The sequence below is a fragment of the Blastococcus sp. SYSU DS0973 genome (genome assembly GCF_054051055.1).
Window position 1 is genome coordinate 226173 of sequence record NZ_JBJHAN010000005.1, and the last position, 21270, is coordinate 247442.

18 protein-coding genes are annotated in these 21270 nt (G+C 72.3%); 7 read left to right on the plus strand and 11 right to left on the minus strand.

Translation table 11 applies throughout. The features are described 5' to 3' along the window. The first annotated feature begins 1 nt into the window (after nucleotide 1). Together ACI791_RS11250 and ACI791_RS11255 are read left to right on the plus strand one after the other, a co-directional pair. Nucleotides 2-295, plus strand: coding sequence for a putative quinol monooxygenase (locus ACI791_RS11250; protein WP_456586140.1), 294 nt, complete (start codon nucleotides 2-4; stop codon nucleotides 293-295). Beyond that, on the plus strand, nucleotides 288-1697 hold the full coding sequence (locus ACI791_RS11255) for an NAD-dependent succinate-semialdehyde dehydrogenase (RefSeq protein WP_456586141.1): 1410 nt from the start codon (nucleotides 288-290) through the stop codon (nucleotides 1695-1697). The genes ACI791_RS11250 and ACI791_RS11255 overlap by 8 nt, the downstream gene beginning before the upstream one ends. 247 nt (nucleotides 1698-1944) lie before the next feature. Here the strand turns inward: ACI791_RS11255 and serA are convergent, their stop codons facing one another. The 4 genes from serA to ACI791_RS11275 form a co-directional block, all read right to left on the minus strand. Next, nucleotides 1945-3201, minus strand: a complete 1257-nt coding sequence (gene serA, locus ACI791_RS11260) for a phosphoglycerate dehydrogenase (RefSeq protein WP_456586142.1) — start codon at nucleotides 3199-3201, stop codon at nucleotides 1945-1947. A 1088-nt stretch (nucleotides 3202-4289) separates the two neighbouring features. Beyond that, a complete protein-coding gene (locus ACI791_RS11265; RefSeq protein ID WP_456586143.1) occupies nucleotides 4290-7163 on the minus strand; it encodes a vitamin B12-dependent ribonucleotide reductase in 2874 nt (957 codons plus the stop codon). Between the two features lie 146 nt (nucleotides 7164-7309). After that, a complete protein-coding gene (gene nrdR / locus ACI791_RS11270; RefSeq protein WP_347057491.1) occupies nucleotides 7310-7864 on the minus strand; it encodes a transcriptional regulator NrdR in 555 nt (184 codons plus the stop codon). A gap of 745 nt (nucleotides 7865-8609) precedes the next feature. Then, entirely contained in the window at nucleotides 8610-8885 is a 276-nt protein-coding gene (locus tag ACI791_RS11275) for a LysM peptidoglycan-binding domain-containing protein (RefSeq protein WP_456586144.1), read from the minus strand. Nucleotides 8886-9330: 445 nt separating this feature from the next. On the opposite strand from ACI791_RS11275, the gene lexA reads away from it, so the two are divergent. Then, nucleotides 9331-10092 (plus strand): transcriptional repressor LexA, encoded by a 762-nt coding sequence (gene lexA / locus ACI791_RS11280; protein ID WP_456586145.1) that lies wholly within the window; start codon nucleotides 9331-9333, stop codon nucleotides 10090-10092. Nucleotides 10093-10095: 3 nt separating this feature from the next. On the opposite strand, the gene ACI791_RS11285 is transcribed toward lexA, so the two are convergent. The 3 genes from ACI791_RS11285 to hflX are packed head-to-tail and all read right to left on the minus strand — an operon-like array spanning nucleotide 10096 to nucleotide 13341. Continuing rightward, complete coding sequence (locus ACI791_RS11285; RefSeq protein ID WP_456586146.1) at nucleotides 10096-11133, minus strand: hypothetical protein; 1038 nt, start codon at nucleotides 11131-11133, stop codon at nucleotides 10096-10098. Further along, the gene (locus ACI791_RS11290; RefSeq protein WP_456586147.1) at nucleotides 11108-11827 is read right to left on the minus strand and encodes a phosphatase PAP2 family protein; all 720 of its coding nucleotides are present in this window, start codon (nucleotides 11825-11827) and stop codon (nucleotides 11108-11110) included. Before ACI791_RS11290 ends, ACI791_RS11285 begins: the two co-directional genes overlap by 26 nt. 50 nt (nucleotides 11828-11877) lie before the next feature. Continuing rightward, complete coding sequence (gene hflX / locus ACI791_RS11295; protein ID WP_347057497.1) at nucleotides 11878-13341, minus strand: GTPase HflX; 1464 nt, start codon at nucleotides 13339-13341, stop codon at nucleotides 11878-11880. 141 nt (nucleotides 13342-13482) lie between these two features. On the opposite strand from hflX, the gene ACI791_RS11300 reads away from it, so the two are divergent. Continuing rightward, nucleotides 13483-13686 (plus strand): hypothetical protein, encoded by a 204-nt coding sequence (locus tag ACI791_RS11300; RefSeq protein ID WP_456586148.1) that lies wholly within the window; start codon nucleotides 13483-13485, stop codon nucleotides 13684-13686. A gap of 4 nt (nucleotides 13687-13690) precedes the next feature. Here ACI791_RS11300 and dapF read toward each other — a convergent pair whose 3' ends face one another. The 3 genes from dapF to ACI791_RS11315 form a co-directional block, all read right to left on the minus strand. After that, complete coding sequence (gene dapF / locus ACI791_RS11305) at nucleotides 13691-14563, minus strand: diaminopimelate epimerase (protein WP_456586149.1); 873 nt, start codon at nucleotides 14561-14563, stop codon at nucleotides 13691-13693. Further along, the gene (gene miaA, locus ACI791_RS11310) at nucleotides 14560-15465 is read right to left on the minus strand and encodes a tRNA (adenosine(37)-N6)-dimethylallyltransferase MiaA (protein ID WP_456586150.1); all 906 of its coding nucleotides are present in this window, start codon (nucleotides 15463-15465) and stop codon (nucleotides 14560-14562) included. Before miaA ends, dapF begins: the two co-directional genes overlap by 4 nt. A gap of 164 nt (nucleotides 15466-15629) precedes the next feature. Further along, entirely contained in the window at nucleotides 15630-16355 is a 726-nt protein-coding gene (locus ACI791_RS11315) for a class III extradiol ring-cleavage dioxygenase family protein (protein ID WP_347057500.1), read from the minus strand. A gap of 40 nt (nucleotides 16356-16395) precedes the next feature. Here ACI791_RS11315 and ACI791_RS11320 point away from each other — a divergent pair, with 40 nt between their 5' ends. Continuing rightward, nucleotides 16396-17862: a DUF349 domain-containing protein gene (locus ACI791_RS11320; RefSeq protein ID WP_456586151.1), complete on the plus strand. Its 1467-nt coding sequence runs from the start codon at nucleotides 16396-16398 to the stop codon at nucleotides 17860-17862. A 73-nt stretch (nucleotides 17863-17935) separates the two neighbouring features. On the opposite strand, the gene miaB is transcribed toward ACI791_RS11320, so the two are convergent. After that, nucleotides 17936-19414 (minus strand): tRNA (N6-isopentenyl adenosine(37)-C2)-methylthiotransferase MiaB, encoded by a 1479-nt coding sequence (miaB, locus tag ACI791_RS11325; RefSeq protein WP_456586152.1) that lies wholly within the window; start codon nucleotides 19412-19414, stop codon nucleotides 17936-17938. Nucleotides 19415-19562: 148 nt separating this feature from the next. On the opposite strand from miaB, the gene ACI791_RS11330 reads away from it, so the two are divergent. Together ACI791_RS11330 and ACI791_RS11335 are read left to right on the plus strand one after the other, a co-directional pair. Continuing rightward, nucleotides 19563-20318: an amino acid ABC transporter ATP-binding protein gene (locus ACI791_RS11330; RefSeq protein ID WP_456586153.1), complete on the plus strand. Its 756-nt coding sequence runs from the start codon at nucleotides 19563-19565 to the stop codon at nucleotides 20316-20318. A gap of 33 nt (nucleotides 20319-20351) precedes the next feature. Then, a complete protein-coding gene (locus ACI791_RS11335; RefSeq protein WP_456586154.1) occupies nucleotides 20352-21239 on the plus strand; it encodes a glutamate ABC transporter substrate-binding protein in 888 nt (295 codons plus the stop codon). Nucleotides 21240-21270 lie beyond the last annotated feature (31 nt).

Sequence of the window (21270 nt, forward strand, 5' to 3'; positions counted from 1 at the left end):
CATGGCGTTCGTCGTCGCTGCCACCTGGAAGGCCAAGCCCGGGGAGGCCGAGCGGGTCACCGAGGTGATCAAGAAGATGACCCCGCTGTCCCGGGCGGAGCCGGGCAACGTGTTCTACCAGGCGCAGGTCAACCCCGAGGACCCCGAGACGTTCTTCCTGTACGAGCAGTACACCGACGCCCAGGCCTACGAGGACCACAAGAACACGCCGCACTTCCAGGAGAACGTGTTCGGCTACATCCTCGAGTACCTGGCCGAGCGCAGCGTGAAGACCTACGAAACCATCGATGCCTGAGGTCATCACGGTTGACCCGGCCACCGGGGAGCCGCTCGCCACCTACCCAGGCGCCGACGTCGACGAGGCACTCGAGCTCCTCGCGGCAGTGCACGCCGCCCAGCCGCCGTGGGCCGCGCGTCACGTGGAGGAGCGCGCCGACCTGGTGCGGGCCATCGGCGCGCAGCTGCGGAAGCAGGCCGGTGACCTGGCCGGGTTGATGACCGCCGAGATGGGCAAACCGATCGGCGAGGCCCGGGCCGAGCTGGAGAAGTCCGCCACCGCGTGCGACTACTACGCCGACTGCGGGCCGGGCCTCCTCGCCGACCGGAAGGTGGACACCGGCGGGCAGCAGAGCTGGGTGGCCCACGAGCCGCTCGGCGTCGTCCTTGCGGTGATGCCGTGGAACTTCCCGTTCTGGCAGGTCCTCCGCTTCGCCGCACCGACCCTGCTGGCCGGCAACACCGCGATCTTGAAGCACTCCCCCAACGTGACCGGATGCGCGCTCGCGATCGAGCAGGTGTTCCGCGATGCCGGCCTGCCCGGCGACGTCTTCCGCAGCATCGTGGTCGCGGAGGCCGACGTGCCGGAGGTGAGCCGGGCACTCATCGAGGACGACCGGCTCAGCGCGGTGAGCCTCACCGGTAGCGAACGGGCCGGCGCAGCGGTGGCCGCCACGGCCGGACGGGCGATCAAGAAGACCCTGCTGGAGCTCGGAGGCTCGGACCCGTTCGTCGTCCTGGCCGACGCCGACGTCGACCTGGCCGTGGCCGGGGCGGTGCGGAGCCGCTTCATCAACACGGGGCAGAGCTGCCTCGCCGCAAAGCGCTTCCTGGTGCACCGCGACGTGGCCGACGAGTTCAGTCGGCGCTTCGCAGGAGCAGTGGCCGACCTCCGGCTCGGCGACCCGCGCGACGAGGCGACGGCCATCGGCCCGATGGCGCGCACCGACCTGCGCGACGCACTGGAACAGCAGGTCCGCGCGTCGGTGACGGCGGGCGCGACCGTGCTCACCGGTGGGATGTCGCTGGAGGGCCCCGGCGCGTTCTTCCGGCCCACCGTGCTCGGCGACGTGACCCTCGACATGCCGGTCATGGCGGAAGAGACGTTCGGCCCTGTCGCGGCGGTCATGCCGGTGGACGACGACGACGAGGCAGTCCGGGTCGCGAACGCCACTCGGTACGGGTTGGGCGCCAGCGTCTGGAGCAGCGACCAGGAGCACGCCCTGGCTGTGGGCCGGCGGATCACCTCCGGCGCGCTGTTCGTGAACACCGTGGTCGCCTCCGACCCCCGGCTGCCCTTCGGCGGGACGAAGCGCAGCGGCTACGGCCGGGAACTCGGCGAAGCGGGTGTCACCGAGTTCACCAACGTACGGACCTACGTCGTCGGTGGAGGGGTGCCGGACGGGCCCGCGACCGAGTGACTTCCCGGTCCCCCGGTGCATCCGGCCAGGAGAGGCCGGCTGGGGGATCGAGTCAGCCCGGTCTCGCGCCAGCCCGACCCGCACTCCGGCCCAGGCGGCGGCCGCAACGCCGCGCACCGCACCCGGTCGCCGAGCAGGCATACCGCCAGCTCCCGATGAGCAACGACGAGCGCGCCGCCGCTTGGGACGACGACCCCATGGTCGAGTGCACGCGGATCCGCGGTAGCGGCAGCTCGGACCGCCTACGTCAGGTGCGGCCGGACCGCGAACGGGCCCCTGCCTCGTTCCCGACCTCGCCGATCAGCCGCGCGGTGATCGTGTGCGGTAGGGCGGCGATCCGCTGGATCAGTTCCTCGGAAGGCCGACTGTCGAAGTCGGTGAGCACGTACCCGAGCTGTCCGGTCGTCGAGAGAGCCTGCGCCTCGATGTTCAGACCCATCGCGCTGACGACGCTGTTCAGCTCCGCGAGGACCCCGGGCACGTTGTGGTGCAGGTAGCTCAGCCGCTGAGCGCTGGTCTGAGCCGGAAGCTGTACGCGCGGGAAGTTGACCGACAGGCTGGTGTCACCGGATCTGACGTAGTTGAGCAGCTTGCCCGCGACGAACCACCCGATCTCTTCCTGCGCTTCCTTGGTCGAGGCAGCGATGTGCGGCGTGAGGATGACGTTCTCGAGGCCGCGGAGCACTGACTCGAAGGGGTCGCCTTGAGCCTTCGGCTCGACGGGGAACACGTCCAGGGCCGCGCCGCCGAGGTGGCCGGCGAGGAGGTGGTCACGCAGTGCGGAGTCGTCGACGACCATGCCACGTGAAGCGTTGATGAAGATCGCGCCGGGCTTCATCTTGGCGAGTTGCTGGTCGCCGAACATCCCGGCGTTGCCAGGGCGCCCGTCGACGTGAAGGCTGACCACGTCGGCTGTCTCGAGAAGCTGGTCGAGGCTCGACATGCGCCGAGCGTTGCCGTGGATGGGCCGATCAGCGATGTCGAAGAAGACGACTCGCATGCCGAGCGCCTCCGCCACGTTGGCGAGTTGAGTGCCGATGTTGCCGTAACCGACGATGCCGAGCGTCCTGCCTCGGACCTCGTAGCTCCCGCCGGCAGACTTGTCCCACACGCCGTCGTGCATCGCTTGGTTCTTCACCGTGAGCCGGCGTGACAGGGCGACGATCTCGCCGATGACGAGCTCTACCACGCTTCGGGAGTTGCTGTACGGCGCGTTGAACACGGGGACCGCGGCATCTGTGGCGGCCGCCAGGTCCACCTGGTTCGTCCCGATGCAGAAGCAACCGATGGCGGCGAGGTCGCCGGCCTTGGCGATGACCTCAGCGGTCACCGTCGTGTTGGACCGGATGCCGAGGAGGGTGACGCCTTGCAGCGCGTCGGCCAGGTCGTCCGGCGCCAGTGAGCCCGGTCGTTGCTCGACCTCGAAGCCGGCTCCCCGTAGCACCTCTACGGCGCTCGGATGGATGTTCTCGAGCAGCAGCGCGCGGCCCAGCGTGCCGGTCATCGACCGACCACCGAGCACGTCGGCGCGATGGTGCTTTCCCGGCCCGTCGCTGGTCCGCGCGAACGGTGCTCGGCGACGCCATCTCGGTCGAGCGCGACAGCCTCGAGAGGGCGGATCGGCGTGTTGTGCGGTTCTACTCGGTGCACGTGGTTTCTCCTTCGCGCTGCCGGCGGGGCGGATGAATCAGGATCTGTGGAGTACGCGCTGGGCCGTTGGGCACCCGGTGCCGAAGTCGGACCACTGGCCGTCGTCGGCGATCGCTACCTCTTCCAACCAGGCCTCCTACCGTTGCACGCGGTGACCATCGGTCCGGTCGCGGCTGCCGTCGGAGCACTCGCAGCCGAGGTCGTTCTCGCCCGACGCGGCGCGCCTTCCATGCATCGGTCGAAGCAACTGGTTGAAGCGGCCGAGACGCCACGCAGTGACACAACGAGTGGGACCACGCTGGACATTCCAGTCAACGCTAGGGATCACGCCGGGTGAGGCCCGGCCCCGACTCGCAAGTACGGCGCCATGCCTCGGGCGGGAGTCGTGACGGGACCGAGCAAGCACCCCGCGACCAGGTGCGCGGCACGTCGATCACCACCCCGGCGTCGCTGGCCCGGCTGCGGCGGCAGTGCCGGATGCGCATGTCCGCGCGGCGGTCACCGAGCCCGGCCCAGGGGCTGCGGACCACCGTGCCCGTGCCCGGGGTGGGCCGGACACGCACGGCCCGGTCGCCCCGCCTCGCACCCAGCCGGAGAGGAGTCGACGACCTACCCCCTCCCTCCATGCCGTGCCGCCCATGAGGTCACCGAAGTCGGTGCAGCACGCCCGACGCAAGCAGCCTTGCCGCAGCCTCTGCCGCTACAGCCGCAGCCTCCACGCCTCGGCGAGTCGGACGCGCGGCACTGCTTCAGCCACAGGTCACGGCCGCCGCCACGGACGATTCCGTGGCGGCGGCCGTGGCCACCTTCAGGTACTGCAGCGATGCAGGTGTCAGTCAGCGAGTGCGATCGTCGTCACCACCCCGCGACACCGCCAGGTGTCACGTCCAGACGGCATCCGGTGTCATCGGGAAGACGCCCGTCACTGTGGTCCGACGACAGTCAGCTGCAGCCGCTGGTGGAGCCGCAGCCCTCGCAGACGTAGCAGCTACCGGCCGGGCGCATCTTCGTGCCGCAGGTCATGCACAGCGGCGCGTCGGTGGCGGTCCCGGTGACCAGCTCGAGGAGCTCGGCCGAGGAGTGGGCCTCCTTGACCGACTTCGGCCCCGCGGGGGTGACCTTCTCATCCACCTTGGACGTCTCGATCGGCGCGGAGCCGCGCAGCTGCTCCAGGTCGACCTCCTCCTCGTGCACGGTGGCCGTCGACGCGGAGGTTCCGTAACCGGAGACCTGCGCGGCCCGCTCCTCGGCGGTGAAGATGCCCAGGCCGGCACGCTTGTCCACCGGCAGGTGGTCCAGCGCCAGGCGACGGAAGATGTAGTCCATCACGGACTGGGCGATCCGGATGTCCGGGTCGTCGGTCATGCCGGCCGGCTCGAAGCGCATGTTGGTGAACTTGGAGATGTAGGTCTCCAGCGGGACACCGTGCTGCAGGGCCAGCGAGATGCCGATCGAGAAGGCATCCATCACACCGGCGAGGGTCGAGCCCTGCTTGCCGAGCTTCAGGAACACCTCACCGAGGCTGCCGTCCTCGTACATGCCCGCGGTCATGTACCCCTCGGCGCCGGCGACGCTGAACGAGGTGGTGACGCTCGTCCGCTTCTTCGGCAGCCGCTTGCGCACCGGGTGCGACAGCGCGCTGGGGGCCGCCGCCTCGACCTCGGCCCTGGTGCCGTCGTTCTTGCCCTTGCCCCCGGACAGCGGCTGGCCGACCTTGCAGTTGTCGCGGTAGATGGCCAGCGCCTTGAGACCCATCTTCCAGCCCTGGAAGTAGATCGTCTCGACGTCCTCGACGGTCGCCGTCTCCGGCATGTTGACCGTCTTGCTGATGGCGCCGGAGATGAACGGCTGGACGGCGGCCATCATGCGGACGTGGCCCATCGGGGAGATGGCCCGCTCGCCCATGGCGCAGTCGAACACCTCGTAGTGCTCCGGGCGCAGGCTCGGGGCGTCGACGACGTGGCCGTGCTCGGCGATGTACTCGACGATCGCCTCGATCTGCTCCTCCTGGTAGCCCAGGCTGCGCAGCGCCCGCGGCACCGTCTGGTTCACGATCTGCATGGAGCCGCCGCCGACCAGCTTCTTGAACTTGACCAGCGAGAAGTCCGGCTCGATGCCGGTCGTGTCGCAGTCCATCATGAAGCCGATGGTGCCGGTGGGGGCCAGCACCGAGGCCTGCGCGTTGCGCCAACCGTTGTCGGCGCCGATCTCCAGGCACTCCTGCCACTGCTGGGTGGCGACCTTGAGCACGTCGGCGTCGTCGGCACCGACCGGGCGGATGGCGTCGTTGGCCGCGGCGTGCTTCCGCATGACCCGGGCATGGGCGTCCGCGTTGCGCGTGAAGCCCTCGTAGGCACCCACGATGCCGGCGAGCTCGGCCGAGCGCCGGTAGGCGGTGCCGGTCATCAGCGAGGTGATCGCCGCTGCCAGCGTCTGGCCACCGCGCGAGTCGTAGGCGTGGCCGGTTGCCATGAGCAGGGCGCCCAGGTTGGCGTAGCCGATGCCCAGCTGGCGGTAGGCGCGGGTCGTCTCGCCGATCGGCTCGGTCGGGAAGTCCGCGAAGCAGATCGAGATGTCCATCGCGGTGATGACCAGCTCGACGGCCTTCACGAAGTTCTTGGCGTCGAACGTGCCGTCGTCCTTGAGGAACTTCATGAGGTTCAGCGACGCCAGGTTGCACGAGCTGTTGTCCAGGCTCATGTACTCCGAGCAGGGGTTGGACGCGTTGATGCGGCCGGTCTCGGGGTTGGTGTGCCAGTCGTTGATCGTGTCGTCGTACTGGATGCCCGGGTCGGCACACTCCCAGGCGGCCTGGGTGACCTTGCGGAACAGCGACTTGGCGTCGACGGTCTCGATCACCGATCCATCCAGGCGGGCGCGCAGCCCGAACTCGTCGCCCTCCTCCACCGCGCGCATGAACTCGTCGGAGACGCGGACGGAGTTGTTGGCGTTCTGGTACTGGACGCTGGTGATGTCCTTGCCGCCGAGATCCATGTCGTACCCGGCGTCGCGCAGCGCGCGGATCTTGTCCTCCTCGCGCGCCTTGGTCTCGATGAACTCCTCGATGTCGGGGTGGTCGATGTCGAGGACGACCATCTTGGCCGCGCGCCGGGTGGCGCCACCGGACTTGATCGTCCCGGCCGAGGCGTCGGCACCGCGCATGAAGCTGACCGGGCCCGAGGCGGTGCCGCCGGAGGAGAGCAGCTCCTTGGAGGAGCGGATGCGGGAGAGGTTCAGGCCGGCACCGGAGCCGCCCTTGAAGATCAGGCCCTCCTCGCGGTACCAGTTCAGGATCGAGTCCATCTCGTCGTCGACGGCGAGGATGAAGCAGGCGCTGACCTGCTGCGGGGCGCTCGTGCCGACGTTGAACCAGACGGGCGAGTTGAAGCTGAAGTACTGGTGCAGCAGCATCCAGGTCAGCTCGTGCTCGAAGATCTCGGCGTCGCCCTCGGTGGCGAAGTAGCCGTGCTCGCGGCCGGCCTCGGTGTAGGTGAGCACCACGCGGTCGATCAGCTGGCGCAGGCTGACCTCCCGCTGGGAGGTGCCGACCGCGCCGCGGAAGTACTTCGTGGTGACGATGTTCGTGGCGTTGATGCTCCACTCGGCCGGGAACTCGACACCGCGCTGCTCGAAGTTGATCGAGCCGTCCCGCCAGTTGGTCATGACGACGTCGCGGCGCTCCCAGGTCACCTCGTCGTACGGGTGCACACCGGCGGTGGTGAAAACGCGCTTGATCTTGAGGCCCTTGCCCCGGCTGGGCGCCTTGGCGCCGCGGCGGGTGCGGGGACCGGCCACGCGGTCGTCGGTATCGGTCATGGTGTGGAGCTCTCCCTGGTCGTGTGTCGCGTGGTGCTTCGCGGGGCTGCGCGGTGGTGCTGCGCGGTGGCGGATCGGGGGCTGGGGAAGAGCCGCGATCGGTAACTGCTCGAACTGCTGTCTATCGGGTGGCACTGACGGGTTTCTCAGGTGCCGGCAGGGCTGCCGGAGGCGACCGGCTGCCCCCGGCCCCCACCCCGCCGGCGGACCGGCGGGTCCCCCTGCATGCCCGGCAGCGGCGGGGTACCCGCCGCCAGGTGCCGGGCACGCAGCTCGGTGATTTCCTTCTCGAAGTCCTCGAGCGAGGTGAAGGCCCGGTACACGCTGGCGAAGCGCAGGTAGGCGACCTCGTCGAGCTCGCGCAGCGGCCGCAGGATCGCCAGCCCGACCTCGTGGCTGGGCACCTCCGCCGCGCCGCTGGCGCGGATGGCGTCCTCCACCTGCTGGGCGAGCAGCTTGAGCTGGTCCTCGTCGACCGGACGGCCCTGGCAGGCCCGCCGGACGCCCGCGACCACCTTGCTGCGGTTGAAGGGCTCGCTCACGCCGTTGCGCTTGACGACGGCGAGCACCGCCTCTTCGACGGTGGTGAACCTCCGCCCGCACGCGGGGCAGGACCGGCGACGCCGGGTGGTGGCGCCCTCATCGGCCTCGCGCGAGTCGATCACCCGGCTGTCGGCGTTGTGGCAGAACGGGCATCGCACGGTGGTTCACCTCCTTCTTCCTACGCCCCCCACCGGCCGGTTGTGGACCCTCTTGGGGACATCCGGTGGATGCGCCGGGGAGAACCTGAGGACCAGCCTGTGGACGGGCTTACAGCCCTGTAACTACTAGATGTAGGGGAACCCTAGGGCGGGCCTCACAAGATGTGCAAGTGATCGTTTCCTCGGCGTGTTCCGCCCCGGCACTGCCGTGCGCACGCGGAACACCGGACCCCAGCAGTCACAGGACATGCCCGGCGTCTCGGACCAGCGGAAGGCTCGCGGTGGCGTCGGCACCGGCGGAGCGCCCGCCGCGAACTGCAGACCCCGCCCGCGCCACGGCCACGCGCTGCGTCGCGCGAGATGCCGCGACGACGGCCGCAGCGGGTGCGGCGACAGGCGGCTCGGGCAGCCGCACGGTCGACAGCTCGCTCCACGCCGTCGCCTCGGCGCCACCCACGACGACCCGCACGCACACCTGGCAGGTGCCCGAATCGACAGCCCGACAGCCCGACAGCCCGGCAGCCCCTGCACACCAGGCACCGACCTGGTGGACCTCGACGGCCTGGGGTCGGCGGGGCGGACACCGCGGCGCGGTTCTCCATGACGCTGGACTGCGACAGGCGGCGAGGGTGATGGCCAACACAGACGGCCGACGCTTCAACACGCACGGTCGACGAGCTCGTCGGGCCGGGCTGGGCACCTCTTGCCGCGGCCGGCGGAGTCCACCGGGCCCGGGGGAGCTGACTCAGGGCAGCCGCAGGACCTGCCCCGGCAGGATCGCCGAGCCGTCGAGGCCGTTCAACAGCTGGATGCCGTCGACGACCTCCCGCACGTCCCGCCCACCCGCCGCTGCGCTCGCGATCGACCACAGCGTGTCCCCCGGCTCGACGATGACCCTCGTCGTCCCCATCAGCTCCAGGCCGGCACCGTCCCCACCGAGCACCGCGGTCCCGAGCGCGACCACACAGAGGACCAGCAGCAGCGCGAGGGCGGCCACGAGCCGGCGACCGCGAGCGGTCAACCGGAGAGGTGGCAGCGCCGGTTTCCCCGGCCGCCCTGCGGCATGCCCCAGGGCTACGGCGGGACGGGCGCCGCGCGCCGACCGGCCCGCGGCCCCACCTCCGGCCGCCGGTGCGACCGCGTAGGCGCGCGGGACCGGCGGCAGCACGCGCAGGTGCCGCTCCGGCCGCCGCTCGAACCGCTCCCGCACCGCGCCGGGCGTCTCTCCGCGCACCGTCGCTGCCGCACTGCCGGCCATGGCTTCCCGCCCCTCACCTGGCCGGATCCCCCCGGCCCGAACGTGTGTTCGATTCGAACGCCTGTCCGATGTCTACCGCATCGGTCCGACAGAAGCGACGCGACACGGGCAACTTTCGAACACGTGTTTGAACTGACCGGCGATCGGCGCTACGGTCGCTACGACGACCAGGCTGATCAGCTGCGCGGGCAGCCGGCGAGGAGGACACGTGACGAACTCGAGCGGGACGTCCGGCGGCCGACGCGGGAGCCGGAGCGCCGCCCCGGAGACGGCCGACGCCTCGGCGTCGGTGCGCACCTTTCCGGACCGGACGGCCGACGGTGACGGACTCACCCAGCGGCAGCGCCGGGTGCTGGAGGTCATCCGCGACTCGATCGACCGTCGCGGCTATCCGCCCTCGGTGCGCGAGATCGGCGAGGCGGTCGGGCTGTCGTCGGCCTCCTCGGTCGCGCACCAGCTGTCGGTCCTCCAGAAGAAGGGCTGGCTGCGCCGCGACCCCAACCGGCCGCGCGCCCTCGACGTCCGGCTGCCCGGCGACGCAGGCCGCACCGCCGCCGTCGAGCCGCCCGTGGTCGGCGACGGCGAGCAGGCCTCGGCCCCGACGTACGTACCCCTGGTCGGGCGGATCGCCGCCGGTGGTCCCGTGCTCGCCGAGCAGGCGGTGGAGGACGTCTTCCCGCTCCCCCGCGAACTCGTCGGCGAGGGAACGGTGTTCATGCTCAAGGTGGCCGGTGACTCGATGGTCGAGGCGGCCATCTGCGACGGCGACTGGGTCGTCGTCCGCCAGCAGCCGACGGCCGAGAACGGGGAGATCGTGGCCGCCATGATCGACGGCGAAGCAACGGTCAAGACGTACAAGCGCCGCGACGGTCACGTGTGGCTGCTGCCGCACAACCCCGCCTACGAGCCCATCCCTGGCGACGAGGCCACCATCCTCGGCCGGGTCGTGTCGGTCCTGCGCAGGGTCTGACCGTCAGGGACGACGACGCAGGCGGCTGCCCAGCCAGACCACGAGGGTGGCGACGGCGGCAGCGATCAACGCGGCCGCGATCGGTGAGCGGTCCGAGCGCACCAGCTCCTCGAAGCCCGGCAGCGGGTCCGCGACCGGTGCCGCCGTCGCCGCGGGCGGTGCGCCGGCCGGGAGGGGTACCACGGTGACCGCGCTGGGCAGCCCCTCGCTGGCGACCACCAGCGCGCGCGAGTCGGCGGTGAAGCTGACCGCCTCGCCCTGCGGTGACTCCGGCAGGGCCACCCGCACCGGCTCGCCGGCCAGCGCGCCCGGGACGTCGGAGGCGGTCAGCGGCCACACGTAGGCGTCGGTGTAGGTGCGCAGCGCGACGGCGCTGCCGTCCGACGCGACCGCCCCACCGGTGATCATCAGCTGGCCGGCCCGGCCGACCGGCCCGCCGGGGGTGCCGGTCAGCGTCACGTTCACGGTGGCGACCCGTTCCATGGGCGCCGTTCCGCCGTCGGCGAGGTCACCGGCCGGCCGGTACACACCGCTGGAGCCCAGGACCTCCTTGGTCACCACGTACGGGGTTCCGTCCGGGGCCACCAGCAGCGCTTCGGCGTCGTGCGCGCCGTCGGGATAGGTCAGCCGGTGCAGCACGGTGCTGCCGTCGGGGCGGAGGACGTGCAGCGCGACGGTCGCGCGGTGGAGGCTGTTGTCCCCGGTGTCAGCGATCCAGACGCCGCCGTCCGGTCCGACCGCCAGATCCTCGGGGTCGTACGGGTCCACGGGGGCGGACCGGACGTCGATCACCGCGCACGCGCCGTCGAGCCCGTAGACGGCGACCTGGTCGCCGCCGTCGTTGAGCGCGAGCACCTGCTCGCCCACGGCGACGAGTCCCGAGACCTCGGCGAGGCGCGGATCGGTGATCGAGCACCGCACCGTGGGTGACGCGCCCCCGGCCTCGGCGATCCCGGGGACACCGAGCAGGACGCCGATCAGCGCGGTCGCCAGGACGAGCCGCCTGACGGCGCCGCTATCCGGTCCGGGCTGCTCGGGCACGGACGAAGCGTGACAGCACGAGCGCGTCCAGTGCATGAACCACGCCCAGCAGCACGATGCCCACAGCCGCTCCCACGACGGCGTCGGTGACCCAGTGGAAGTCCAGCGACACCATCGCCACACCGGTGGCGACCGGTCCGGCCACGCTCAGCCACCAGAACGTGCGCTGCACCGCCGGCGGCAGTCCGTACTCGACCGCCTGCCACCGGGCGACGCCCCACATGAGCACGGCGTTGGCCACGTGCCCGGAGGGGAAGGAAGCGCCGTCGGGGTGGAAGTAGTACGACCCCGGAAAGGCCGGGGCGGTACGACCGATGCCGTGCTTGATGGCGTAGACGCCGGCGGTGAGCACAGCGAGGGCGAGCGCGACCCGGGCGATCGGCAACCACGCCCGCCGCCGCCAGAAGAGGTAGCCGAGCAGACCGGCGAGCACCGCGAGGATGGTGACCCGCCCGCCGAGCTGGGTGACCAGCCAGACCACGGGGTAGCCCGCGGTGCCCCGCAGTCCCCAGTCACTGACGACCTCCGAGACCAGCAGGTCCAGCCGCTCCAGCGAGCCGTGGGTGAGCAGGTCGGCGGTCACGAGGACCGGGACGAGGACCGCTACGCCGACCAGCCACCACGGCGGCCGACCGGCCGAGACGACGGGCGCGGAACCGGGAATACCGGTCTCCCGCACCGCGCCCCTCGCCACGCCGCAACCGTACCGGGCCGTGACCGGATCGTGATCGATGCGGCCGGAGGTCAGGCGACCGGAGCCCCGAACTCCTCGAGTGCGGCCGCGAGCGCTCCGTCCACCCGGGCGGTGAGCCGGGTGCCGCCGCCCTCGTGCTGCTCGCTGAGGACCTCGCCGTCCCGGTGCACGCGGGCCACCAGGTCACCCCGCTCGTAGGGCACCAGCACGTCGACGTCGACGTCCGGGTGCGGCAGACGCTCGGCGACGAGCCGGCGCAGGGTGTCCATGCCGGCCCCGGTCCGGGCGGAGACCCAGACGGCGCCCGGCAGGGCCTGGCGGAGGGCGAGGATGTCCTCCTCGCTCATCGCGTCGACCTTGTTGACGACGATGACCTCCGGGACCGCCGACGCGTCGATCTCGTTCAACACGACGTGGACGGCGTCGATCTGGCCGAGCGGGTCGGGGTCGGAGCCGTCGACCACGTGCAGCAGCAGGTCGGCCGCGGCCACCTCCTCCAGGGTGGAGCGGAAGGCGTCCACCAGCTGGTGCGGCAGGTGGCGCACGAAACCGACGGTGTCGGTGAGCGTGTACTCCCGGCCGTCCGGCGACTGCGCACGGCGGACCGTCGGGTCCAGGGTCGCGAACAGCGCGTTCTCGACGAGCACGCCGGCGCCGGTGAGCTGGTTGAGCAGGCTCGACTTGCCGGCGTTGGTGTACCCGGCGATGGCCACGCTCGGGACGGCGTTGCGGCCGCGGCTGGACCGCTGGGTGGCCCGCGCGGTGGCCATGCCGGCGATCTCGCGGCGCAGCTTGCTCACCCGGGCGCGGATGCGCCGCCGGTCGGTCTCGATCTTCGTCTCGCCGGGACCACGGGTACCGATGCCGCCACCGCCGGCGACGCGACCACCGGCCTGACGGGAGAGCGACTCACCCCAGCCGCGCAGCCGCGGCAGCATGTACTGCATCTGCGCCAGCTCGACCTGGGCCTTGCCCTCCCGGCTGGTGGCGTGCTGGGCGAAGATGTCGAGGATCAGCGCCGTCCGGTCGACGACCTTGACCTTGAGGACCTTCTCCAGCTGGTTGAGCTGGCCGGGGGTGAGCTCACCGTCGCAGATCACGGTGTCGGCGCCGGTCGCGGCGACGATGTCGCGGATCTCGTTGGCCTTGCCCGAGCCGACGTAGGTGGCGGCGTCGGGCTTGTCGCGCCGCTGGCTGACCGCCTCGAGCACCTCGGAGCCCGCCGTCTCCGCCAGGGCGGCCAGTTCTGCCAGCGAGCGGTCGGCGTCGGCCTGCGTGCCCTCGGTCCAGACCCCGACGAGCACGACGCGCTCGAGTCGCAGCTGCCGGTACTCGACCTCGGTGACGTCGGCGAGCTCGGTGGAGAGCCCCGCGACACGGCGCAGCGCACCGCGCGCCTCCAGCGCGTAGGAGCCGGTGGTGTCGTCGGCCTCGTCCCGACGCCCGGCGGGCGCGGGGCGGGTGGTCCGGTCGGTCTGCTCGTCGACGGGCAGGGCATCGGGGGCGGTCGTCATCGTGTCCAGCGTGGCACGGTCCTGCGTGGAAAGCACCTGAGTTGTCATCGCCCGGTACAACGCATCGCCGCCCCTGATGCATCCCGACCGACGGCAGGGGTAGGGCCTGCGCGACGGACGTGACGCACGGAGGAGGAACCGATGAGCGAGAGCGGATCGAGCCGACTGGGTTCGAACAGCGAGCTGGACGACCCGGGCCGGGACCCCAAGGGCATCGGCGGCCCTCCGCGCAACCCGATGGGTGCGGGGGCGGACCAGGACAGCGGCCGGGGCGAGCCACCCACCCTTCCGGCCACCGACGACGATGCGATGGTCCCCGCGCCACCCGACGACGACCGCCGCTGACGGGTCAGGCCCGGAGCCACTCCGGGCACAGCGCGCCGGCCGACACCAGGACCGCCGGCCCGCTGAGGACCGTCGTCCCGGGGGTCACCTGCACCGTCAGGCGCCCCCCGGGCACGTCGACGACGACCGTGCCCTCGGTCGCCCCCTCGGCCCGCAGCGCCGCGTACGCCGCAGCGCAGGCCCCGGTGCCGCAGGACCGGGTCTCCCCGACACCGCGCTCGGACACCCGCAGCCGGACGTGCGCGCCCGGCTCGACGACGTTGACCAGCTCCACGTTCACGCCGTCGGGGAAGATCCCGGCGTCGACCACCGGCGTGCCGGTGAGGTCGAGGGTGTCCACGGGGACATCGGTCAGGCAGGCCAGGTGGGGATTGCCCATGGAGACCGCCACCCCTGGGAAGACGCGACCGTCCAGCCGGGCCTCCCCCTCGCCGAACGGGCGCGCCGGCCCCATGTCCACCCAGTAGCCGCCGTCGGCGGCGGCGCCGACCCGGCGGGGCCCGCCGCGGGTACCGACCAGCAGCCCGTCGGCGCAGGCCATCCGGTCCACGAGCCCCTCGCCGGCCAGCGCGTGCAGGAACAGCCGGATGCCGTTGCCGCACATCTCCGCGTACGAGCCGTCGGCGTTGCGGTGATCCATGAACCACTCACACCGGCCGAGGTCGTCGCCCAGCACGGCCGCGGCGTCGGGTACGTGGGCGCTGCGCACCAGCCGCAGGACGCCGTCACCGCCGAGGCCGGCCCGCCGCTCGCAGAGGCGCTGCACCATGGCGGCGTCCAGCCGGTCGTCCGGCCACACCGTGCCGTCGGGGTCGGGCAGCAGCACGAAGTCGTTCTCGGTGCCGTGCCCGATCAGCACGCGGGGCGAGGAGGTCACGCGCCGATCGTAGGCGCGGTGATCACCGCGGTGGCGGCGTCGGCCAGGTCCGGGCGCGCAGCGTCCAACCACGTGGTCGTGGCGTCGCGGCGGAACCACGAGCGCTGCCGGCGGACGAACCGGCGGGTGGTGGTGACGGTGCGCTCGCGCGCCTCGTCGGCGGAGAGCACGCCGTCGAACTGCGCCAGCACCTGGGCGTAGCCGAGGGCGCGGGAGGCCGTCGGCCCCTCGCGGAGCCCGTCGGCGGCCAGGGCCGCCACCTCGTCGACGAAGCCGGCGGCCCACATCCGGTCCACGCGGACCGCGACCCGCTCGTCCAGCTCAGCCGGCTCCCGGTCCAGGCCCAGGACGACCGCCGGGTAGTGCGGTCGCGGCTCGGGCAGCTCCGCCCGGAACGGGCCGCCGGTCAGCTCGATCACCTCCAGCGCGCGCACGATCCGGCGTCCGTTGCTGGGCAGCACGGCCGTCGCGGCCGCCGGGTCCAGCCCGGCCAGCCGGGCGTGCAGCGCCGCCGGGCCGACGGCGGCCAGCTCGGCCTCGAGCCGCGACCGGACCGCCGGGTCGGTACCGGGGAAGTCGAGCTCGTCCAGGACGGCGCGCACGTACAGCCCGGAGCCGCCGACGAGGAACGGCACGCTCCCCGTGGCGCGCAGCCGGTCGATCTCGGCCCGGGCGCGCTGCCGGTACTCGGCCACCGAGGCCGGCTCGCGCACGTGCCACAGGTCCAGCAGGTGGTGCGGCACTCCCCCGCGCTCGGCGACGTCGGGTTTCGCGGTGCCGATGTCCATGCCGCGGTAGAGCTGCATGGAGTCGGCGTTGACCACCTCTCCGCCCAGCCGCCGGACCAGCGCCACGGCCAGCGCCGTCTTGCCGGTCGCGGTGGGCCCGACGACCGCCACCACGGGCGGCCCGCTCAGGGCCACTGGCTCGCTGGCGCGGGGCGCCCCGCTCCTCGCTCGGAAGCCCAGGCCGTCTCTGCGGTCGGTCCGCGCCCCGCCCGTTCCTCGCTGCGATGCTCGCTCCCCGCCGGCGGCCGCCTCGCTGCGATGCGCACGCCCCGGTCCGCTCACGCCACCACCCAGTCGGCGACGAGGTAGCCCACGCCGAACGGGGCCGCGTCGTGATGCAGCCGCGCCGTGACGTGCCGACCGGTGAAGGCCGCGCCGACCGCGCGCCAGGTCGGCACCCCGGCGGCCAGCAGCCGCTCGCCCTCCGCCGGGTCCAGCGCCGCCAGCGCCGCGGCGTCCCCGGCGCCCAGGGCGGCGGCGACGGCACCGTCGAACGGCTCCGCCGCCGGGTCCAGGTACCCCGGCGCCTTGACGGTGCGCCGGGCGGAGCCGTCGCCCATCGCCAGCACGCCCACCGGCGCCGGCAGGTCCTGCAGCAGCCGGCCGAGATCGGCCGGCCGCACGCCCACCCGGGTACCGGCGAACGCGACCTCGTCGAGCAGCCAGGCGCCCACCGTGTGCGCCAGCGGCAGCCGGCGGCCGCCGGGCCGCACCCGGCCGTCGAACGGCAGCCCGGCGTCGACGCCGTACCCGTGGAGGTCCCCGCCGTCCCCCGGGCCGAACCGCTCGCCCGGCGCCGGCCCGGCACCCACGACGACCACCACGTCGGGGGCGGTCGTGAGGAGCGCGGTCACCGCATCCACGCAGGCCGAGCGCAGGGCGCGGGTCACCGCCGCCGGGCGTCCCTCCACCGACGGCAGCAGCAGCGGGGGACACGGGCAGAAGGCGACGGCGGCCGACGCACGGGACGTCCGGGCAGGAAGGCCGCCGGGAGTGATGGTCACGGCAGCAGTGTCGCCGATGGGACGTGGGAGACTGCCGGACGTGTCGAGCACGGACGACCCCGGCAACGGGGTGCAGCAGGCCGCTCCGCCGATTGCGGAGACCCCAGAGACCACCGCCCCCGAGGCGGCGCAGGAGACCGGCAGCCCCGACGCGGGAGCCCCCGCGGACGGCACGCCGGCCGCGCCCGCCCCTGCGGACGCGGCGCTCCCCGAACCCACCGGCGAGCCGGAACCGGCAGCTGCTGCGCCGCCGGCCCCCGCGCCGGGACCGCCGGCGGCACCGGTGGAGATCGTGGTGAGCGACCCCGCGCAGTGGGGCCGCGTCGACGAGCAGGGCACCGTCTTCGTGCGCACCGCCGACGGCGAGCGCGAGGTCGGGTCGTGGCAGGCCGGCGAGGCAGAGGCGGGGCTGGCCCACTACGGGCGGCGGTACGACGACCTCGCCACCGAGGTCTCCCTGCTCGAGGCCCGGCTCAAGGCCCACACCGGCAACCCCGCCGAGATCAGGGCCAAGGCACAGTCGCTGGCCGAGTCCATCCCGACCGCGGCCGCCGTCGGCGACCTCGAGGGGCTGGCCGCCCGCGCCCGCGCCATGGTGGAGACCGCCGAGTCCGCGGTCGCCGCGTACCGCGCCGAGAAGGCCGCCGCCCGCGCCGTCCAGGTGGCGCGCAAGGAGGCGCTCGCCGCCGAGGCCGAGCAGATCGCCGCCGAGTCGACGTCCTGGAAGGCCGCCGGTGACCGCCTCAAGGCGATCGTCGAGGAGTGGAAGACCATCCGCGGCATCGACCGCAAGACCGACGAGGCGCTGTGGTCGCGATTCGCGGCTGCCCGGGACGCGTTCGGCCGCCGGCGCGGCGCCCACTTCGCCCAGCTGGACGCCCAGCGCGGCGAGGCCCGCGCCGCCAAGCAGGAGCTGATCGCCGAGGCGCAGCGGCTGTCGACGTCGACCGAGTGGGGGCCCACCAGTGCGGCCATGCGCTCGCTGATGGACCGCTGGAAGGCGGTGCCCCGCACCGGCCGCGATGGTGACGACGACCTGTGGAAGCAGTTCCGCGCCGCGCAGGACGTCTTCTTCAACGCCCGCGCCGAGCAGGACAAGGCGCGCGACGCCGAGCAGGTCGCCAACCAGCGGGCCAAGGAGGAGCTGCTGGCCGAGGCGGAGAAGCTCGACCCGTCCACCGACCTGCGGGGCGCGCAGAACGCACTGCGCAAGATCCAGGAGCGCTACGACGCGATCGGGCACGTGCCGCGGGCCGTGATGCGCTCGCTCGAGGACCGGATGCAGGCCGTGGAGCAGCGGGTCCGGGGAGCCGCCGACGCGGGACGCATCCGGACCACCCCGGAGAACCCGATGGTCACCTCGATGCGGGCCGCGGTCACCAAGGCCGAGGAGCAGCTGGCCAAGGCCGAGGCCGCGGGCGACCAGCGGCGGATCGCAGAGGCGAAGGCCAACCTGGCCACCCGCCAGGAGTGGCTGGCCGAGGCGGAGAAGTCCGCCCGCCGGTAACAACCCCGGGCACAGGAGGCTGTGCGCACGGTTCGCCGGGCGATCCCGTGTGCACAGCCTCCTGTGCCCCGGCTCAGCAGCCGGTGGTCAGCGCCGGCAGCGGGTCCGGAACACCGATCCGGGGCATGCCCAGCGAGACCCCCGGCGTCGTCGGCCGGGTGCCGGCCTCCGCGGCGTCCCCGGCGCGCGTGCGCCGGTGCGAGAGCAGCGCGCCGTCGGCGACCAGGTGGTGCGGCGCGGCCTCGGTGATCACCGTCTCGACCACGTCGCCGGGACGGACGCCGTCCGCGGCCGTGAAGTGCACCAGCCGGCCGTCGCGAGCCCGGCCGGACAGCCGGCCGCGCTGGGCGTCCTTGCTCCCCTCCCCCGCCGCCACGAGCAGCTCGACCGTCCGACCGATCAGCTTCCGGTTCTCGTCCCAGCTGATCTGGTCCTGCAGCGCGGTGAGCCGCAGGTACCGCTCCTGGACGACGTCCTTGGGCAGCTGGCCGTCCATCTCCGCCGCCGGCGTTCCCGGCCGCTTGGAGTACTGGAAGGTGAAGGCGCTGGCGAAGCGGGCCTGCCGGACGACCTCCAGCGTCTGCTGGAACTCCTCCTCCGTCTCGCCGGGGAAGCCGACGATGATGTCGGTGGTGATCGCGGCGTCGGGCATCGCCGCCCGGACGCGGTCGATGATGCCGAGGTAGCGGTCCTGCCGGTAGCCGCGGCGCATCCGGCGGAGGACGTCGTCCGACCCGCTCTGCAGCGGCATGTGCAGCTGGTGGCAGACCGCCGGTGTCCCGGCCATCGCGTCGATGACGTCGTCGGTGAACTCGCGCGGATGCGGGCTGGTGAACCGGATCCGCTCGAGGCCGTCGATGCGGCCGGCCGCGCGGAGCAGGTCGGCGAAGGCGCCGCGGTCGCGGAACTCCACGCCGTAGGCGTTGACGTTCTGCCCGAGGAGGGTCACCTCGAGCACGCCCTGGTCGACCAGCGCCTGCACCTCGGCGAGGATCTCCCCGGGCCGGCGGTCCTTCTCCTTGCCGCGCAGCGCCGGCACGATGCAGAACGTGCAGGTGTTGTTGCACCCGACGCTGATCGACACCCAGCCCGAGTAGGCGGAGTCCCGCTTGGCCGGCAGCGTCGACGGGAAGACCTCGAGGGACTCGACGATCTCGACCTGCGCCTCGGCGTTGTGCCGCGCCCGGTCGAGCAGCGCCGGCAGCGATCCGACGTTGTGCGTGCCGAAGACGACGTCGACCCACGGGGCGCGCCGGACGATCTCGCCGCGGTCCTTCTGCGCCAGGCAGCCGCCGACGGCGATCTGCATGCCCGGGTGCGCGTCCTTCACCGGCCGCAGGTGCCCGAGGTTCCCGTACAGCCGGTTGTCCGCGTTCTCCCGGACCGCGCACGTGTTCAGGACGACGACATCGGCGTCGTCGCCCTCGGCCGCGGCGGTGTAGCCGGCCTCCTCGAGCAGGCCGGAGAGGCGCTCGGAGTCGTGCACGTTCATCTGGCACCCGTACGTGCGCACGCGGTAGGTGCGCGCAGGTGCCTCCAACTCGGTTCTCATGTCGACAGCGAGGGTACGGCGCGGCCGCGGCCGGCCCGCCCGTCCGGCCTGCCGGGCCGGTGACCGGCGCATGAGGCCCCCGCTTCGTTACCCCTTCGTGATCGTCCCGATCACTCCGCGTGCACTTCGGGCCCTTAGGGTCCCCAAGATGACCAGCCGTTCGAACGGAGAGCCTCTCGTTCGCCTGTCCGGCGTCAACAAGTGGTTCGGCGAGCTGCACGTCCTGCAGGACATCGACCTGGCCATCGCCCGGGGCGAGGTCGTCGTCGTCATCGGCCCGTCGGGCTCGGGGAAGTCGACGCTGTGCCGTGCGATCAACCGGCTCGAGCCCATCGAGAAGGGCGAGATCACGATCGACGGGGAGCGCCTGCCCGAAGAGGGCAAGGAGCTCGCCCGCCTGCGCGCCGACGTCGGCATGGTCTTCCAGAGCTTCAACCTCTTCGCGCACAAGACCGTGCTCGAGAACGTCACGCTGGGGCCGGTGAAGGTCCGCAAGCAACCGAAGGCCGACGTCGAGAAGCGGGCCCGGGAACTGCTCGACCGGGTCGGGGTCGGCACCCAGGCCGACAAGTACCCGGCCCAGCTCTCCGGTGGCCAGCAGCAACGCGTGGCGATCGCCCGGGCGCTGGCCATGGAGCCCAAGGTCATGCTCTTCGACGAGCCGACGTCGGCCCTGGACCCCGAGATGATCAACGAGGTCCTCGACGTCATGGTCGGTCTGGCGCGGGACGGCATGACGATGGTCGTCGTCACCCACGAGATGGGCTTCGCCCGCAAGGCGGCCAACCGGGTGGTGTTCATGGACGGCGGCCGGATCGTCGAGTCGGCCGAGCCGGAGACCTTCTTCACCAACCCGCAGTCCGACCGCGCCAAGGACTTCCTGTCCAAGATCCTCACCCACTGACCGCACGAGACCCCAAGCGAGAGGACTCCAGCCATGACCTTCCGGCGCACCGCCCTGGTAGCCACCCTGTCCGTCGTCGCCCTGACCGCCGCCGCCTGCGGTGGCGGCTCCGAGGACGCCGCCACCGACGTGCCCGTCGCCGACGCGCCCGAGTTCGAGGAAGGCACGACGATGGCCGAGATCGCCGAGGCGGGCACGATTCGCGTCGGCACGAAGTTCGACCAGCCCGGCTTCGGCCTGGAGAACCTCAGCGGCGAGGTCGAGGGCTTCGACGTCGAGGTGGCCAAGATCATCGCCGGCGGGCTGGGGATCGCCCCCGAGGACATCGAGTGGGTGGAGACCCCGTCCGCGGTGCGGGAGGAGGTCCTCGAGGGCGACGAGGTCGACATGGTCGTCGCGACGTACACCATCAACGACCAGCGCAAGGAGCGCATCTCCTTCGCCGGGCCGTACTACGAGGCCGGGCAGCAGATCATGGTCGCCGCGGACAACGACACCATCACCGGGCCGGAGTCGTTCACCGAGAACCCGGACGCGACCGTCTGCTCGGTGACCGGCTCGACGCCGTCGGAGCAGATCCGCCCGTACCTCGCCAACGACTCCCAGCTGGTGCTGTTCGACGAGTACTCGCAGTGCGCGGACGCCCTGAGCAACGGCCAGGTGGACGCCGTGACGACCGACAACGTGATCCTGCTGGGCTTCGTCTCGGAGTCCGACGGCGAGTTCAAGCTGGTCGGCGAGCAGTTCACCGAGGAGCCGTACGGCATCGGCATCCAGAAGGGTGACGTGGCGTTCTGCGAGTTCATCCACGAGACGCTGCGCGAGAACGAGGACGCCTACGTCGAGGCCTGGGAGTCCACCGCGGGCCAGGTCGAGGGCACGGAGACCCCCGAGCTCCCCGAGTTCGACGAGTGCGCCTGACCGGCTGAGCACCTGATCGATCCGCGACCGG